Origin of the sequence: Diaphorobacter sp. ED-3 (assembly GCF_027625375.1) — a bacterium.
Taxonomy (GTDB): domain Bacteria; phylum Pseudomonadota; class Gammaproteobacteria; order Burkholderiales; family Burkholderiaceae_C; genus Diaphorobacter; species Diaphorobacter nitroreducens.
In genome coordinates, this window is the sequence record NZ_CP115182.1 from 80,643 (window position 1) to 94,170 (window position 13,528).

The 13,528-nt window shown below is 65.3% G+C and carries 15 protein-coding genes; 2 read left to right on the top strand and 13 right to left on the bottom strand.

Annotated features, from left to right (window positions below; genetic code table 11):
- Positions 1-7: 7 nt before the first annotated feature.
- On the bottom strand, positions 8-1,300 hold the full coding sequence (locus PCQ86_RS00410) for an efflux RND transporter periplasmic adaptor subunit (protein ID WP_270174600.1): 1,293 nt from the start codon (positions 1,298-1,300) through the stop codon (positions 8-10).
- Positions 1,301-1,552: 252 nt separating this feature from the next.
- Here PCQ86_RS00410 and PCQ86_RS00415 point away from each other — a divergent pair, with 252 nt between their 5' ends.
- Positions 1,553-2,104 carry a cytochrome b gene (locus PCQ86_RS00415; protein WP_011517532.1) on the top strand — a complete coding sequence of 184 codons (552 nt, stop codon included), beginning with the start codon at positions 1,553-1,555 and terminating at the stop codon, positions 2,102-2,104.
- Between the two features lie 41 nt (positions 2,105-2,145).
- Positions 2,146-2,853, top strand: a complete 708-nt coding sequence (locus PCQ86_RS00420; protein WP_035884269.1) for a VIT1/CCC1 transporter family protein — start codon at positions 2,146-2,148, stop codon at positions 2,851-2,853.
- 13 nt (positions 2,854-2,866) lie between these two features.
- Here PCQ86_RS00420 and PCQ86_RS00425 read toward each other — a convergent pair whose 3' ends face one another.
- The 12 genes from PCQ86_RS00425 to PCQ86_RS00480 form a co-directional block, all read right to left on the bottom strand.
- On the bottom strand, positions 2,867-4,279 hold the full coding sequence (locus PCQ86_RS00425) for a sensor histidine kinase (RefSeq protein ID WP_270174601.1): 1,413 nt from the start codon (positions 4,277-4,279) through the stop codon (positions 2,867-2,869).
- A gap of 3 nt (positions 4,280-4,282) precedes the next feature.
- Positions 4,283-4,948 (bottom strand): response regulator transcription factor, encoded by a 666-nt coding sequence (locus PCQ86_RS00430; protein WP_270174602.1) that lies wholly within the window; start codon positions 4,946-4,948, stop codon positions 4,283-4,285.
- 14 nt (positions 4,949-4,962) lie between these two features.
- Positions 4,963-6,306 carry a ferredoxin reductase family protein gene (locus PCQ86_RS00435; RefSeq protein WP_270174603.1) on the bottom strand — a complete coding sequence of 448 codons (1,344 nt, stop codon included), beginning with the start codon at positions 6,304-6,306 and terminating at the stop codon, positions 4,963-4,965.
- Positions 6,307-6,521: 215 nt separating this feature from the next.
- A complete protein-coding gene (locus PCQ86_RS00440) occupies positions 6,522-8,498 on the bottom strand; it encodes a relaxase/mobilization nuclease domain-containing protein (RefSeq protein WP_011517536.1) in 1,977 nt (658 codons plus the stop codon).
- Positions 8,499-8,571: 73 nt separating this feature from the next.
- On the bottom strand, positions 8,572-8,949 hold the full coding sequence (locus tag PCQ86_RS00445; RefSeq protein ID WP_077176498.1) for a hypothetical protein: 378 nt from the start codon (positions 8,947-8,949) through the stop codon (positions 8,572-8,574).
- Positions 8,946-9,533: a S26 family signal peptidase gene (locus PCQ86_RS00450; RefSeq protein ID WP_003056174.1), complete on the bottom strand. Its 588-nt coding sequence runs from the start codon at positions 9,531-9,533 to the stop codon at positions 8,946-8,948. The genes PCQ86_RS00445 and PCQ86_RS00450 overlap by 4 nt, the downstream gene beginning before the upstream one ends.
- On the bottom strand, positions 9,530-10,054 hold the full coding sequence (locus PCQ86_RS00455) for a DUF2840 domain-containing protein (RefSeq protein ID WP_003056183.1): 525 nt from the start codon (positions 10,052-10,054) through the stop codon (positions 9,530-9,532). Before PCQ86_RS00455 ends, PCQ86_RS00450 begins: the two co-directional genes overlap by 4 nt.
- Positions 10,051-10,314: a hypothetical protein gene (locus PCQ86_RS00460; RefSeq protein WP_003056186.1), complete on the bottom strand. Its 264-nt coding sequence runs from the start codon at positions 10,312-10,314 to the stop codon at positions 10,051-10,053. Before PCQ86_RS00460 ends, PCQ86_RS00455 begins: the two co-directional genes overlap by 4 nt.
- Positions 10,311-10,949, bottom strand: a complete 639-nt coding sequence (parA, locus tag PCQ86_RS00465; RefSeq protein WP_270174604.1) for a ParA family partition ATPase — start codon at positions 10,947-10,949, stop codon at positions 10,311-10,313. Before parA ends, PCQ86_RS00460 begins: the two co-directional genes overlap by 4 nt.
- 253 nt (positions 10,950-11,202) lie before the next feature.
- Positions 11,203-12,060, bottom strand: a complete 858-nt coding sequence (locus PCQ86_RS00470; protein ID WP_270174605.1) for a replication initiator protein A — start codon at positions 12,058-12,060, stop codon at positions 11,203-11,205.
- Positions 12,061-12,086: 26 nt separating this feature from the next.
- Entirely contained in the window at positions 12,087-12,368 is a 282-nt protein-coding gene (locus tag PCQ86_RS00475; protein ID WP_003056193.1) for a helix-turn-helix transcriptional regulator, read from the bottom strand.
- Between the two features lie 83 nt (positions 12,369-12,451).
- Complete coding sequence (locus PCQ86_RS00480) at positions 12,452-13,201, bottom strand: DUF2285 domain-containing protein (protein ID WP_003056196.1); 750 nt, start codon at positions 13,199-13,201, stop codon at positions 12,452-12,454.
- Between the last annotated feature and the right edge of the window lie 327 nt (positions 13,202-13,528).

Consider the following 13,528-nt stretch of genomic DNA (forward strand, 5'->3'; position numbering starts at 1 on the left):
TCGCCCCTCATTGCAATGGAATCATGGATTTGAGCAGTGCCGTACCGCGCACGACGACCTGCATGCCTGCCGCAAGCGGCGCAGTGTCTGGCGAGACGGCGCGCACGGCGCTTGACGCCTCTGATTCGTCTTGCCCCAGCAGTTGCACCGGAACAGCGCGGACGCGTAGGTCGCCTTGCTTGTCTTGCGATGACGGCTCAGCAACGTAGAGCACGTGGGCGCTGCCCGCTGGCAGCAGCGCGGACGATGGCACGCTCAAGGTGCCCTGCGGTGCTGGCAGCAACAGCGCGACACTGATCTGCTGCCCGGCCGCATAGCGGTCTGCCCCTGCCTGATCTGCATCGACGCGGGCACGTACCCGCAGGCTCTGACTACTGAGGTCAGTGTCGCCACCAACAGCCGTCACGCGAGCGATCGTGCCATCGGGAAGACGCACTTCCAAGCCTGGGTGGAGATCCGAGCGCCAGCGCAGCGGAACCGCGACGCTGACATCCAGCGGGCCAGGCTGAGCCACTATGAAGGCGATGTCGAGCGGCGCGACCGCTTGCCCGAGGCTCAGGTGACGACGCATCACCCGCCCGGACAAAGGCGCCAGCAATTCATACTCGCCGGCCTGCCCGCCGCTAACGGGTCGAAGCCGTGCGAGGGCGCCATTGGCCTCTTGCAACGTACTTTGCGCAGCCGCCGCGCGCGCCTGGGTTTGCTCGTTGCGCGTGGCTGGGATGATGCCCTCGGCCAAGAGCGTGGCATCGCGCCGGGCCTGCGCCGCGGCCACCGCCGCTTCGGTGCGGGCACGCGCCAGATCAGCCTGCGACGCCAGAACGTCCTTGCTCTGGATGCGCGCCAGTGCCTGTCCTTGGCGCACTGCGGCGCCTTCATCGACCAGAACGCGCGTCACCACACCGCCATATGGCGCCACGACCTGCGCGCTGGCCGAGAGTGGTGCCACCGTCTGCGCGGGTAAGCCATCCAGCGGTATCACTGCGGCATCCTTGACGAGTGCGGTTTCCACACCCTGCGCGCGAAGCTGAGCGGCGTTGAGGTGAACGCCGCCAGCGTTCGGTTGGGCGACAGCCTCGCTCGCGTCTCTATCGGCTACGGTTGTCTGCTGGGTTGCCCAAGCCCACCAGCCGTACCCTACGGCAGCCAGAACTGCCACACCGACGGCGGACAGGGCCAAGGTCTTGGTTCGGCTGGCGGTGCCCGCCGCTTTCAAGGTTGGGAAGCTCATGCTTGTGCCGCCCCAAATGACGTAGAGCAGAGTAGAGAGCACACAGCGCGAATTGAAAATCCGTCGCATATGAAGCGGTGCGCGAGGTTAATGAGGCGAAACATGCGGTCGATCTCTTGTAAAGATCAGCTCATGTTCTTCGGTGAAGCTTTGAGAAAGCTTTGGAGAAAGCGAAATTTTCTCTGTACGATCTATTCAGAAAAAAACCGCTTGTCTTGAGCCACAAGCTGCCGGTAAGTTGACTTCTCAGTCACTTGATCCGATAGCCAGGATAGCCAGCGGTTCGCTTTTTTGCCATCTCAAACATCGGGGCCATGCGCCATGGACATCAAGAATTCCGAATACCGTTTCAGTCCCTTGGTCATAGGCTTGCACTGGCTGACCGTGATTCTCATCATTGCGGTCTATGCGAGCATGGAATTGCGCGGACTGGCACCCAAGGGAGCCTTGAGAGACGCCATGAAGTCCTTGCACTACCTGCTGGGCCTCAGCGTTCTGGTGATCGTCGTGATCCGTATCGGGGTGCGCATCCAGGCGGGCGTGAAGCCCGCGATCCAACCACCCATGCCACGCTGGCAGGCCACGCTCGCCGATGGCATGCACTATGCGCTCTACAGCTTCATGCTCGCCATGCCGCTGCTCGGATGGCTCACCTTGAGTGCGGCGGGCAAGCCGATTGTTCTGTTTGGCTTGCCCGTTCCCTCTCTGATCGGCACCGACGTTGCTTTGTCGCGCCAACTCAAGGATGTCCATGAGGCGCTGGCGACATTGGGCTATGTCTTGATCGGATTGCATGCGATGGCGGCGCTGTTGCACCACTACGTCATGCGTGACAACACAGTGGTTCGCATGCTTCCCGGTCGACGCCCCTGACCTACTGGCCTCAGGCTGCTTTACATGAATTCGAATCTCCAATGACCAAATTTCACCACCGCGCCCACCCTGAAAGTCACCGCACTGAACATATCGGATGGCTGCGCGCCGCTGTTCTGGGTGCCAATGACGGCATCATTTCCACGGCCAGCCTAGTTGCAGGCGTGGCTGCTGCCCATGCAAGCCATGCCAGCATCATGACCACGGCCATCGCGGGGTTGGTAGCCGGCGCCATGTCCATGGCTGCAGGCGAGTTCGTGTCGGTCTATTCACAAGCTGATACGGAAAAGGCAGATCTGGCACGGGAACAAGATGAACTGAACCGTAGTCCGCATGCAGAGCATCGGGAACTGGCCGCCATCTACGTCCGGCGTGGCCTGGATCATCGGCTCGCGGATCAAGTCGCCACGCAGTTGATGGCACATGATGCGCTGGGCGCGCACGCGCGCGATGAACTGGGCATTTCTGAAACGCTGAGCGCTCGCCCGCTGCAAGCTGCAATGGCGTCCGCCGGGAGCTTCGCCGTGGGCGCGGCCATGCCGCTGGCTGTGGTTCTGCTGGCGCCAGAGCAGAGCCTGCTCTATTGGATCGTCGCGACGGCGATTGTCTTCCTGGCCCTGCTCGGCGCTGCGGCTGCTGCCGTGGGTGGTACGCCGCTCTTCAAAAGTGCGCTGCGCGTCGCGTTCTGGGGCACATTTGCCATGGCGGTGACAGCGGGCGTGGGAGCCATGTTCGGCACTGCGGTGTAGATCTGCGTCAATCTCAGAGCAGCGGTGGCCAAGGGCCAAGCCGCGCGGACAGCCGACCGTTGTCCAGTGAGAACGCCAGCGGCAGGTCTATGGCATGCGCGAGAGCCAGGGCCAGCGCCAGTCCCAGTCCAGCGTGATGCGCCGTGCCGCCTTCGGAATCCTTGCGCCAGAAGCGAAGGCCGAATTGATCTAGATCGGATGCCTGCAAATTGGGAGCTGTGTTAACGATGGTTAACATCCAGCCGGATGCCTCGAGCTCCAACCTACATTGAATGTCGTCGCCTTCGGGCGCGTATTCAATGGCATTGCGCAAGAGGTTGGAGAGGATGCGTTCGATCACGCCCTGATCACTTTGCACCCATGCTGATTCAGGCAAAGTCACGCGGATGGGTGACTTGGGTGCCATTTTCTGGACGTTGAGTCCCGCCAGTAACTCTTGCAGCAAAGCTGTCAGATCCAGAGGATCCAGCGCCAGTGTGTGTTGGCCGGACTCAAGACGCGCCAACAACAGCAGAGTGTCCACACTGCGCTGCATGCGTGAACTGGCCTGGATCGTTGCATTTAGGGCGCGCTGGATTCGGGCCGGGTCGGCATCGATCAAAGCGCTTTCTGCGCTGATGCGGATTTCCGCCAGGGGCGTGCGCAACTCGTGGGCCACATCGCGGGAGAAGCGACGCTCGCGGACAATGGCCGCATACAGGTGATGCAAGCCCTGATTGAAGGCTTCGGCAAACGGACGCAGTTCGCGGGGAAAGTCCGCTCCGATCCGCGCAATCGGCCGATCCGAACGCAGGTCGGCCAGTTGCACGCCGACGCGCTCCAGCATGACTACGATGCGCCGAACCATGAGAAGCGCTAGGCCTGTGGCCAGGAACGTCGCCAGCACGATGCCGCCCAGGAGCGCGAAGTGGATGCGCCGCTCGGTTTGATCCCAATCCCTGCGTTCTGTCGCCACGACCAGCAGCCGGGACTTTTCGCCAGCCACGGATATGCGCGTCGCCAGCGCGCGGCCCGCGTGGCCATCCGGGAGTGTCACGTCGTAATAGCGCGGGGTGCCTTGCTCCAGTGGCCCAAGTGCAAGCTCGGCCCCAGCACTGCTGGGCGAACGCAGCAAGGTCCGGTGGGTCTGCGAATCAAAGACCGTGAAGAACTCGGTATGCCCGCCAGGCTCGTATTCCGGCATGAGGCTTTCGAGCTTTCTCGCATCCAACTCCTGCAGCACGCGCCCCACCGCCGCTGATCGTTGCATCAGGGTGGTATCCATCCGTCGGTAGATTTCGTGGTCAATCCAGTAGTCGAGGACGGGAAACAGGATCGCGAAGGTTCCTCCAATGCAAATCACCAGGCTGGCAGCCAGCCGCCGCTGCAAGGACCAGGATCCGCCTTGACTCGCATCAGAAAGGGCTTCGGAATCGGGACGTACCATCGTTTAGGGCAGGATGTAGCCGAAGCCACGGCGTGTCACGATCAGTTCATCCAGGCCGCACTGGGCAAGCTTGGTTCGCAAGGTGCTGACGATCACCTCTACCACCTTGTCCGATGCATCGCTGCGGCTGTCGTACAAATGTTCAAAAATCTGCGGGCGCGACAGCGTGGCGCCGCGCCGACGCAGCAGCAAGTCGAGCAGTCCATATTCCTTCGGTGTGAGCCCAAGATCCATGCCCTTGAACCTCGCGGTGCGCGAGCGCGGATCGACCTCCAGATCGCCGTGGCGCAGAACTGGAACGTCCCGTTGCGGCGGACGCCGCACCAGCGCCCGCAGGCGAGCCAGCAGCTCGGCCAGCTCGAAGGGTTTTGTCAGGTAGTCATCGGCACCCGCATCCAAGGCCCGCACCCGGTCATCGAGCAGTTCGCGCGCGGAGAGCACCAACACCGGTGCGGCATGGGCCTCCCGGCTCAATGCGCGCAACACGCCAAAGCCGTCCAGCCGGGGTAGCATCAAGTCCAGAATGATGGCGTCGTACCGGTAGCTGGCAAGAAACTTCAGCGCGGACACGCCATCGGCTGCTGTATCGCAGGCATAGCCTTCCGACTGAAGGCTCTGGCTCAGGGCTTCGGCCAGCGTTTGCGAGTCTTCCACGATCAATATGCGCATATGCTTTCTTCCATTCAGCGCATCTCGAAAAGCTCTTGGTGGAACGCTTCCGGCTCCAACCCCTGGGCCAGCAGATCGGCGCGCAACGCGCGGCCGAAGGCCGTGGGGCCGCAGAACCAGACGCTGGCGTCTTTCCAACCCGGCACCATGGCACGCAGGCGCTCACCCGTCAGGCGACCGTCTTTCTTGTCGATGAACAGGTGTAGCGCAACGCCGGCCGCCTGGCTGTCAGCGCGCAGCTTCTCGATGGCCTGCGGATCAGCGTCGCTCGTCGGATGGAACAAATCGACGGGGCGTGCGTCTCGGCCTTTGTGCTGCGCCAGATACTTCATGCGCGCAATGAATGGGGTGATGCCGATGCCGGCGCCGATCCAGATCTGGCGGGCACGCCCGTCGTCGAAAGTGAAGCAGCCGTAAGGCCCCTCGACCGTCACCCGGTCGCCAACTTGTAGGCGTTCCGGCAGCCGGCGGGTGTGGTCGCCCAGCGCCTTGGTGATGAAGGTGATGCGCCGGTCTTCCGGCACCCAGGCTGAGGCCAGCGTGTAGGGATGCGGGCCTTCTTTCGGGTTGGACATGGCGAAGGCAAACTGCCCGGGCCGGTGGCCGGGCCAGCCCGGGTCCATCCGCAGGGTGGTTTCCAGCACGTTCAGCGCAGGGTAGGTCTGCAGCGATTCGATGACACCGTGCGCGGTGCGCTGCGCACCGACCCGGCCCAGTAGCACCCACACCGCCGATACCGTGCCGCTCGCCAGCAGCATAGCCAAAGCCCAGCCCACGGGCTGCGCCCAGTAGGAGAACTGCACCAACACCAAGGTGTGGAAGGCCAGCACTAGGTAGATCGCTGCCATCCAGTGGTGCGTCTTGGCGAACGGCCGGTAGGGGAAGCGCTTAACCAAAGCCAGCACCAGTAGCACCGCGACGGCGTAGAAGGCCCATTCGCCCAAGTCCTCGGCCAGTCCGCGCCAGCCACGCAGCGCCGATTCAATGGAGCCCATTGAATCAGCCGCTGCGCGGGGCTTGCGCGCCGGGCGCGTCAGCCAGCCCCAGCCTACGGCCCACTTGGTACCCTGCGCCCACAGCCAGTGTACTGTTGCAGCGGCCAGAGTGGCGATGCCGAGCCACTTGTGCAGGCGGTACATCTTGTCCAGTCCGTTCAAGCTGGGCTCCAGCCACGCAGGGCGCGTGGCCAGCACCATCGCCACGGACATCGCGCCGATGGCCAGTACGCCGCTGTATTGAATCCATACCGTTCGCAGGGCGAAGTAGTTGGACTGTGCAGGCCAGAGCGTATCGGTAAAAAGCCATAGAGCGCTCAATGCCAGCGCAAAAAACCAGAACGTCCAAATTATTCTCTTCATCGTGGATTTGCCCCAAATTCTGCGGAAGGCGCATGCGGCACTGGTCGGAAAGCATCAATCCACATACGCGATAGCGTGCCTTTGAATGTGGCCGTGTATCCGAAATTACAGATAATTCTAATTTTGACATCCCAACCTTTGGTAACGCTTTGGATTGATCACCCATCTATGGATAAAATCTAATTTTGCCCACCGGCTTGTGGCTTTACCTTGACTCAAGAAATGGTTGGCCCCCGATGCCGCCCAATCTCCCAGGACGCCCCGCCGCCGCGAACCGTCGCGGAAAGCTGCTGCCCCAATCGCTGTTCGATCACCGGCTTCCACGGCACCAGCGAGAAGCCCATGCCGTCATCAAGCATCGCGTAGCGCCCGCTGGCGAGCATGACGCTGCGCCGGTAGATGCCGGCCACGCGCTGCCCGTCGGCCACGGGCCGATGCTCCAGGCCCGTTTCGCCTGCAATGTCCTTCGCGGCCTGCGCCAGCTCCCGGTTGCGCAGCGTGCCCAGCAGGTTGCGCGCCAGGATCACGCGCTGCCCGCGCCGCTCGGCCAACCCCTGTTCGGCCAGGAAGTCGGTGCGCTGCTGCATGGCCTGTTTGGCCTCGCCGCCAAAGCCCAGGTCGCCCAGGCCCGAGCCGCCGCCGATCAGTTGCTGGTCGAGCCAGGTGGCCCCGATCACGCGGGCCTGCCGCTCGATGGGCAGGTGCGATTTCAGTTCCACGGCCACGCTTCCCAGGCGCTGCGCGTCGTACTGACGGCCACGCTCGGGCAGATCGTCCGGCACCTTCCATAGACCTTCGGCCACACGCTCCACGATGCCGGCGCGGCGCAAGGCTTCCAGTCGGCGGACATGGGCCGCGACGACTTCCTGCGGATCGCGGCCGGGCACGGCCTGCCCCTGGGCGATGGCGAGGTGATGGTCGGTACGGTACAAGCCATCGCTCGCCAGCGCGGCGATGTTCTTGTCCGCCGCGCGCACGTCGGCCGATCCTTTCACCTCCACCACGGCGCCGCTGGGATAGTTCGCCAGCTCGTCGCGGGCATTGAGCGCGACGTAGTGGGCCTTGCCGTCCACGCCGTCGATGACCAGATAGCCCCGGTCGCGCAGTTCGTCGGCCAGCCCCTTCGCGGCTACGCGGCCGAGAATAGTTCGGCCATCGTCGCCCGGCTCGAACACCGCCAGCTCGCGCGGCTGGCCGCTCATGGCCCGCTGGATGGTGCGGATGATGTCTCCACGCTCGCCCAGGGCGCGCAAGGTCTTCTCGGCATCGGCATGGACGGCCCAACTGCCGGGCTGCGTCTCGTCGACCAGGCCCAGGTGCTGCAAGCGTTGCAGGCGGCTGATCAGCAGCAGGCGCTGGCGTTGCAACGTCGGTTCGTTGAAGCGTTCGATCTGTACCCGGCCATCCTCGCCGGCCTCGCGTTTCAACGTGCGATCCAGGCTAGTCCACCGCTCTTGCTCCACCTCGCGCTGCAAGGTCTGCTGGATCTCCAGCTCGGTGCGTGGCCCCAGCCATTCGGTCGCCAGCTCGGCGGCGCGATGACGAAAACCATCAGTGATGTAGTCGCCCGCGATGATGAGGTCTTTGCCGGTGTCGTCGCGCCCGCGCACGATCAGGTGGGTGTGCGGGTTGTCGGTATTCCAGTGATCGACCGCCACCCATTCCAGCCGCGTGCCCAGGTCGGCCTCCATGCGTCCCATCAGGTGCCGCGTGTAGGTGCGCAGGTCTTCCAGCTCGGCCCCTTCCTCGGGCGAAACGATGAAGCGAAAGTGGTGCCGATCATCGGCGCAGCGCTCCTTGAATGCGTTCAGATCAGCTTCGTCGGTCTGCGGCCCATAGGCCCGACCCGGTTCGCCGTCGCGGCCCACGCCGTCGCGCTCGATGTAGCGCAGGTGCTTGGCGAGCGACTGCGGACTGGCCCGCTGCTGGTTGACCAGTAGTGTCTTGATGGTCACGCGCCGCGACATAGGCGTGAGCTTCGCCCCTGCGAAGCGCGCCGCCGTGTGGCCGCGTCCCAGGCGCGATCCGGGCCGCTGGCCGGTGCCCTTGCCACTGCCGCCAGGACGGCGCACCGTGGACTTGCCGCCGCTGGCCTTGCCTGCCTGCTGGAGCACCTTGGATACGAAGCCCTGGCCCCGGTTCTTCGGTGCGCTGGGGCGGATGCGGAAATCATCGTCGCGGCGGTTGGTCATGCCTGCGCTCCCTGCAAACTCTGGCGTGTCCGGGCGTGCGAAGCACGCGGACATGCCTGTATCGGTGCGTGCCTCACGCCCCAAGCGGCACGGCGGCAAAGCCGCTGCGTGCCTCGCCCCCCCACGTGCAGACTGGCTTTGCGGGCCGACAGGTGCCGCCCCCTTTTGTCTTGCCTTCCGCATTTGCCTCCCCCTGTCCCCCAGGTTCTCGATCCCGGCAACTGCGGCCCGGTGGCAAGGCTGCACCAGCAGCCAGCGCACCGGCGAACACGGCAATGGCCGCAGGCCAGCCGTGTTCGAGGCAAGACGCCTGCACGTGGGACGGCTGCGCCGGAGGCAGCGCGAAGTGCAGCGCGGATGCGCTCGCACTGCACGCGCGACGACATGACAACGGCCAGCAGAACGACACGCCCGATAGCACGATGATGCGCAGCGAATCGGTGGCCATCATGGGCGCGACTCCAGCCAGACGGGGCGCGCAACGCCGATCACGGAAGCTGCGCTGACCGGCCCGAAATACCGGCTATCGAACGACGCCGGATTGGTCACACTGAGGAGGAACAGCTCGCCATGCCGCAAGCGGTGGCATTGCTGCCAGGATGGCAGCGGCCGGCCCCAGCGATCGGCAGACAGCACGGCGGCTGAAGGCACGCCGTCGATGTGGACTTTGCCGTCAGCGATGCACACCTCTTGCGGCGCCACCGCGCCCACGCGCTTGAGCAGAGGAATGCGCGTCGGCAGGTAGCCGCGCTGCGCAGCGAGCGCGGCAGCCTCGGCAGGCAGCGGCACCAGCACGATGCTGCCTACCGACAACGGACGTGGTGGCGAGCTGGTGCGATGGTCGAGCGGATCGATGCGATACCAGCCGACCTCCACGCTGTCGGACGGGTTGTAGGTCAGGCGTGGCAGCGGATGCACGAAGGACGCCCAGGCCAGCGCAGCGAGGCCGCAGGCGGACAGGCCCGCCAGCACGAGGCGAGCGCGCACGCGCAAGCGAGGGTGCGGCGCGGTGCCGGAAGTGGAAACTGCGGTCATGGCAGCGCCCTCCCGGCCAGCCAGGCGGCGTGCCGCTCGGCGGTGTATTCGGGCAGCGGCAAGTGCGCTGCGAGCCGGTTGGCGAGCGTGCGCCAGTACGCGGGCGAGACGCCGACAGGCGTGATGCCCAGCGCCTCGATGGCGTCGATGCGCGCCAGCACGGCACGCACCGATTGCTCACCCTCGGCGTGCAGCAAGAGGCGCGCGCCGGGTTGCACGCCGGAGATGCGCTGCGCGCCATCCATCGGCATGCACGCCTGCATCACCATGAGCTGCCAGCGGATCGTGCCGTAGTCGTTGGCCTGCCAGCGGATGCGGCAGAGAACCGCATTCGGCGTGAACACCGCGCAGCGGCGCCAGCGGTCGAACCGGATGATGCGGGCAGGATCACCGAAGCGCAGGTAGAGGTCGAAGCGTTGGTCGATGTATGCGAGCGCAACGCGCGTCAGCGGTACGCCGTCGGCCACGCCGACAGGCGGGATGGACGGCGGTGCCGAAGCCGTCGAGGCGGGTGTGTTCATGAGGACTTCTCCGGGAATTCCCGCTCCAGCAGCGCGCGCAACAGATCGGCCACCGTCACGCCTTGCGTGAAGGCCGATACCTTGATGCGCGCCCGCATGGCGGGCGTGATGTCGAGGGTCAGGCGGGCCGTGTAGAGGTCGCCTTTCTGGAGGTCATCGGCACTGCCCTGGCGAATCCACGCCTCGGCGTGCGGATTCGCGGGCGGGCGAGCGCCGATGCCGATGCGCTTGCCCGTGCGCTTGCTGGCAGGAGTGCTCATGACGGCCACCGCAGCAGTTCATCGACCAGCGCGGTGATTTCGCGCGCGGCGGCGCTGTCTGGCGCCGTCTCGCGTGCAAGCCGGCCGGCGGCCACGCTGTCGGCGAACACGATGCGCTGATGCACTTCCGCGCGCAGCGCAGGCAGCGGCTGCTCGGCCAGCGCGCCGCGTGCCTCGCGTCCGATCACGGTGGTGCTGACGCGCCGGTTGATGACGAAGGCCGCGCGCAGCGCAGGCCGGAAGACTTGCGCCTCGCGGATCAGCGCCACCATCTCGGCGCTGGCCCACAGGTCGTAGGGACTGGGCTGCACCGGGATCAGCACGCGCTCGGCCGCCAGCAGTGCGGAGCGCGCCAGGGCGGCAATGCGCGGCGGCCCGTCGATGACGACGTGATCGGCCCGCCGGGCGAGTTCTGGCGCTTCCTGGTGCAGCGTTTCGCGTGCCAGGCCCACGGCGCTGAACAGCCTAGGCAAACCTTGCTGGCTGCGGCGCTGTGTCCAGTCCAGCGCGGAGCCCTGCGGGTCGGCATCCAGCAGGATGACCGACTGCCCGCGCATCGCCAGCTCGCCGGCGACGTGGGTGGCGAGCGTGGTCTTGCCCACGCCGCCTTTTTGATTGAGCAACGCGACGATCATGGCCTGGCCCTCCGTGTTGGAAAGCCCGGCTGTTGCTGCTGCTTTTCGTGCCGCGTGGTGGTTGTCCACCGTGGCGCGGCGCTTCTACTAAAAGTTAGAGAATTTAAGTTAGGGAAGTTAGGAGAGGCCGAAACCCGCGCCAGCATTGGCTTTGCGGCCGATTTTGTTGCCTGATAGCACGAGGATTCATTGCCTGATAGCACGATACCTCTGTTGCCTGATAGCACGAGTCCGTCCACAGGCTGCGCAGCAGTTATCCCCGTGCCGTGGACGGCACGGGCCGGAACGTCAACAGCGGCGAGGCAATGCCCGAGACGTGCTCTATGCCCAACTGGTAGCCCGGCAAGGCTTGCCGCGCCACCAGCGCCCGCAGGTCGGCGGCGAAGTCGTAGTACCGCGCCACGCTGCCCGATTTGCGGTACAGATGCTGGAAGTCGAATTGCCACCCGCCAGGCTGTCGCCCGCCGTGCTTGCGCACCAGCCGGTACAGCCAGCGCTCGATCCCGCCCGTGAGCCGGAAATACGCCGGGTCGATGGTTAGCACCAGGGCGGCGTCGAGCACGCCCGCATAGAACCAGTCCGGCAGGATCAGTTCGAGGCCCAGCGGTGTGCCGCTGGCATCGGCCATCTCTTTCCATTCGTTGACCCACGAGAAGCGGTGTAAGCGCCTGCCCGTGGTTTCCCGGATGGACGTGGCCACCGTCGTGGACTGCAAGCGATCCAAGGCCGCTTTGAGGCGCTGATAGTCGCGCAGCGACGTGCCGCGCCCGATGAAGCGCAGGATCTCGTAGGGCGTTGCCTGCATCAGTCGCGAGGGGCGCAGTCCTGCATCGCGGGCTTCCACGATCTGGCTGGCGGCCCAGATCAACACGTCCGCATCCCAGATCGTGGCAATGCCATGCTCTTGCGTTCCCTCCACGCGGATCGTGATGCCGCTGGCGCGGAAGTCGATCGGCGCCGTGCGCCGCGACTTCGCCAGCGAGAAGAACGGAAAGGCCATCAGGTCCTGGCTGTCGCGCGGCGCCATGTCGCCCGGCAGGGCGCGGAACAGGTCGAGCTGTTCGCGCTCCGGCAGGGGCCGCTGCCGGGACGGCAGCGCAGGGCTGGACATGGCGAAGGCCACCCGCGCGCCAGCGATCAGCGCGCACGGCTGTCCGCCGCATGGTGCTCGGCGTACTCAGGATCGGACGTGCTCTCGAAGCTGCGATCCGTAGCCCAGGCGTCGAGGTCGGCCACGGCGTACATGACGCGGCGGCCGAACTTGCGGAACTTGGGACCGCCTCCCAGCACGCGCTGCTTTTCCAGCGTGCGCGGCGACAGCCGCAGGTAGTCGGCGGCTTCGTCGTTGGTGAGATAGCGCTGCGGCTGCGCAGCGGAAGCAATGGGAGCGGCAGCAGGCCGCAAGGGAGCAGGACGCATGGTGAGAACCTCCATAGCTTTCAAAGCTCCGGCCACACAGCGCAACCGGATGGAGGCAGTCTCAGAAAACGAAGCCCTCGTGCTCAGGGTCGTTTTGCGCCCTCTTCAAAACGACCCTTCTCAAGCGGAGGCAGTTGTGCTAGGCGGCGATAGCCGCCGCGCATCAACGCATCGCCGCGCCGCACCAGGCGGCGCACCTTGGAGCGCAGGCCGCCGTCGCTGTACCAACCGGCCGCGGCGTCCACGCCGAACAAGCCCTCGGCCACGTCACGCAAGGACGCACCCGCGAGGGTGGCGTCGAGCGCCTGCAGGGTGTGCAGCTCCAGCAACGCGGATGGGGGCGGTCGGGGGCGAGCCATCGGCGCAGGCGTGTCAGGCACGTGGGTGGCCCCACGGCCACGGTAGGCATGGGCCACGGCCATGCCGTCCTCCAGGCCAGGTGCCAGCACGAAGCGCAGGCAATGGCCGGGACTGCGCGCGATCAGCGCCAGGCCCTTGCCGTCGTGGAGCAGTTGCTTGTGGCCAGGGATGCGCCAAAACGCGAACGGCTCGGCATCCGGTGGCGGGTCGGCATCAGGGTAGAGCTGCGCCACGGCCCCATGGCCGGGGAGCCAGGCTGGATGCGCGTCACGCGCATCCAGGGCCGGGTCTTCCAGCAGACGCAAGCCCCAGCGATGCGCAGCATCGGGGCGGCGCGCACGGTGCAGCCAGTCAAGCCGGTAATCGGGATGGCGGCGCAGGTACTCCCAGGCCAGCGCCAGTGTGTCCAGGCACAGCACGTAGAGGTAGGCGGCGGTCGGATACCAGTGCGCAAGGTGGTGCGGTTCGGCCATGACGCAAGCTCCCGTAGAGCAGGACCGCCGTCACCGGTTTCACACGCAAACGTCACCGCATCGAACTAGCATCCAATCGTGAATAAGCTGGTAGATTAGTAACTTGCGTGTCAAGACGAAAAGCATCCGATGGATTGCGTGGATCGTCTGAATGCGACGGTGGCGCGCGAGGAAATGCGCGCCTCCTGCGCTATCCACCGTGCCCGATGGCACGGCTGGCGTCATGGCTGTTTATGCCAAGGTGGCACCCGATTGGTGCAACAGTGCCGACTAAGACCTGACAGGTCTGGAGCAAGACCGAAATAGTCTCAATGCGCCCGGCTTGGC

Coding starts and splice junctions, on each gene's coding strand:
- PCQ86_RS00455 (WP_003056183.1), bottom strand. CDS start 10,054: ATGAACACACCCGCCTCGACGGCTTCGGCACCGCCGTCCATCCCGCCT.
- PCQ86_RS00435 (WP_270174603.1), bottom strand. CDS start 6,306: ATGAAGAGAATAATTTGGACGTTCTGGTTTTTTGCGCTGGCATTGAGC.
- PCQ86_RS00480 (WP_003056196.1), bottom strand. CDS start 13,201: ATGGCCGAACCGCACCACCTTGCGCACTGGTATCCGACCGCCGCCTAC.
- PCQ86_RS00425 (WP_270174601.1), bottom strand. CDS start 4,279: ATGGTACGTCCCGATTCCGAAGCCCTTTCTGATGCGAGTCAAGGCGGA.
- PCQ86_RS00450 (WP_003056174.1), bottom strand. CDS start 9,533: ATGACCGCAGTTTCCACTTCCGGCACCGCGCCGCACCCTCGCTTGCGC.
- PCQ86_RS00445 (WP_077176498.1), bottom strand. CDS start 8,949: ATGATGGCCACCGATTCGCTGCGCATCATCGTGCTATCGGGCGTGTCG.
- PCQ86_RS00470 (WP_270174605.1), bottom strand. CDS start 12,060: ATGTCCAGCCCTGCGCTGCCGTCCCGGCAGCGGCCCCTGCCGGAGCGC.
- PCQ86_RS00460 (WP_003056186.1), bottom strand. CDS start 10,314: ATGAGCACTCCTGCCAGCAAGCGCACGGGCAAGCGCATCGGCATCGGC.
- PCQ86_RS00430 (WP_270174602.1), bottom strand. CDS start 4,948: ATGCGCATATTGATCGTGGAAGACTCGCAAACGCTGGCCGAAGCCCTG.
- parA (WP_270174604.1), bottom strand. CDS start 10,949: ATGATCGTCGCGTTGCTCAATCAAAAAGGCGGCGTGGGCAAGACCACG.
- PCQ86_RS00415 (WP_011517532.1), top strand. CDS start 1,553: ATGGACATCAAGAATTCCGAATACCGTTTCAGTCCCTTGGTCATAGGC.
- PCQ86_RS00440 (WP_011517536.1), bottom strand. CDS start 8,498: ATGACCAACCGCCGCGACGATGATTTCCGCATCCGCCCCAGCGCACCG.
- PCQ86_RS00420 (WP_035884269.1), top strand. CDS start 2,146: ATGACCAAATTTCACCACCGCGCCCACCCTGAAAGTCACCGCACTGAA.
- PCQ86_RS00475 (WP_003056193.1), bottom strand. CDS start 12,368: ATGCGTCCTGCTCCCTTGCGGCCTGCTGCCGCTCCCATTGCTTCCGCT.
- PCQ86_RS00410 (WP_270174600.1), bottom strand. CDS start 1,300: ATGCGACGGATTTTCAATTCGCGCTGTGTGCTCTCTACTCTGCTCTAC.